The sequence below is a fragment of the Holdemanella sp. genome, assembly GCF_056804935.1.
On record NZ_DBMEXE010000271.1, the window covers coordinates 1 to 1,852 of the forward strand.

At 35.5% G+C, this 1,852-nt stretch carries 3 protein-coding genes and 1 pseudogene; all 4 read left to right on the forward strand.

Annotated elements, in window-relative coordinates; genetic code table 11:
- The coding region (locus tag ACZQCL_RS09195; protein ID WP_482482964.1) for a P-loop NTPase family protein at positions 1-293 on the forward strand (293 nt) is incomplete at its 5' end.
- On the forward strand, positions 293-1,252 hold the full coding sequence (gene ftsY, locus ACZQCL_RS09200) for a signal recognition particle-docking protein FtsY (protein WP_118115130.1): 960 nt from the start codon (positions 293-295) through the stop codon (positions 1,250-1,252). The genes ACZQCL_RS09195 and ftsY, both read left to right, overlap by 1 nt.
- Positions 1,252-1,545, forward strand: coding sequence for a sigma factor-like helix-turn-helix DNA-binding protein (locus ACZQCL_RS09205; protein WP_117925376.1), 294 nt, complete (start codon positions 1,252-1,254; stop codon positions 1,543-1,545). Before ftsY ends, ACZQCL_RS09205 begins: the two co-directional genes overlap by 1 nt.
- A 12-nt stretch (positions 1,546-1,557) precedes the next feature.
- Positions 1,558-1,852: pseudogene (locus ACZQCL_RS09210) on the forward strand (acetate kinase); the annotation flags it as partial.

Genomic DNA, 1,852 nt, shown 5'->3' on the forward strand with positions numbered 1-1,852 from the left:
AAAAAGCTTTGATTGCGATTAGTGTATTGTTTGCGATATTGAAGGCTCGTACAATGCCTTTATGTATCTTTGATGAGGTAGAAGCTGCATTAGACCAGGCAAATGTTGAGCGCTTTGCCCGTTATTTATCTCATTATCGTGGTCAATCTCAATTTATTGCGGTAACACATAGACCAGGAACTATGGAACAGTGCGATACGTTATATGGGGTTACAATGCTAAAAGATGGTGTTAGTAAAGTGTTAAAAGTGCAATTGAAAGATGCAGTACATATAGCTAAGGAGGAAAAGTAATGTCGGTCTTTTCGAAAATAAAAGAAGCTTTCGTAAAAAGTGAAGATAAAGATAAATATTTATCAGGCCTTGATCGTTCAAAGAAAAGCTTTGGAGATCGTATGCGTGCTTTATCCAATAACTTTCATGGAATTGATGATGACCTATTAGAGCAAATTATGGTTATTCTACTTGAGAGTGATGTGGGTATTCATACAGCACAAAAAATTGTGGATGCGTTTGAATCAAATGGAAAACATGTTAAAGAATATGATTCCATGTTAGATTATTTGGTTTCAATTCTTTATGATTTCTATGATGAATCAAACGATGAACCAATTAAAATGAATGAAGAAGGTCCAACTGTTATTTTAATGGTTGGTGTAAATGGTAGTGGTAAGACAACTACAAGTGCAAAATTAATTCAATACTACAAGGAACAAGGTAAGAAAGTTGCGGTTGCTGCAGCTGATACTTTCCGTGCTGGAGCTATTGATCAAATCGATACTTGGGCAACACGTTTAGGTGTGCATTGTGTTAAAGGTAAAATGAACCAAGACCCAAGTTCCGTATTAGTTGATGCTTGTCGTTATGCCAAAGAAAATGATATTGATATTTTGATTTGCGATACAGCGGGTCGTCTACAAAATAAAACAAACTTGATGAATGAATTAAGTAAGATGCACCGTGTTGTACAAAGAGAAATTGAGGGAGCACCACAAGAAGTCTGGTTAGTTTTAGATGCGACAACAGGTCAAAACGGTATTTCACAGGCAAAAGTATTCTTGGAAGCAACTGATGTAACAGGTATCGTTTTAACGAAGATGGATGGTACGGCAAAAGGTGGAGTTGTACTCGCAATTCGTGATCTATTACACTTACCAGTTCGTTTCCTAGGTCTAGGGGAAAAGCCTGCTGATTTAAGACCATTTGATATCAATGCCTTCTTGATGGGAATCACAAAGGGTATGGAAGAATAATGATTTCAAAATTAGATGCGAATGATTTATTAGATGTGTATGGAGAATTGTTGACCGAACGTCAAAGAGAGATATTATCTCTTTACTATGAGGAAGATTTCTCTTATACTGAAATAAGTGAGGAACTAGAGATTTCTCGTGCAGCCGCGATGGATTCGGTACATCGAGCTACGAAATTACTGGAAAAATATGAAGCAGCGATTGGTTATGTCGCTAAGAAAAAATTATTGGATTCATGGATTTTACATCATGAAGATGTTGAACAAATCGAAATATTAAAAGAAATTTTTTAGGAGGATCAAAAAATGTCGATTGTTATGAGTGTTAATGCAGGAAGTTCATCTTTGAAATTCCAAGTTTTCAAAATGCCAGAAGAAGAAGTTCTAGCACAAGGAAACGTAGAACGTATTGGTTTAAACGATTCTATTTTTGGAATGAAAGCCAATGGAGAAAAAATTGAAGAGATCTTAGATATCAAAGATCATGCAGTGGCTGTAAAAAAATTAATGGAAGCATTAATTGAACACAAAGTTGTAAATAGTTTAGAAGATATCAAAGCGATTGGTCATCGTGTTGTTCATGGTGGAGAATATTTCTCTC

What these genes read in the sequence shown, in the direction of transcription:
- ftsY (WP_118115130.1), top strand. Translation starts at nt 293, where the DNA reads ATGTCGGTCTTTTCGAAAATAAAAGAAGCTTTCGTAAAAAGTGAAGAT.
- ACZQCL_RS09205 (WP_117925376.1), top strand. Translation starts at nt 1,252, where the DNA reads ATGATTTCAAAATTAGATGCGAATGATTTATTAGATGTGTATGGAGAA.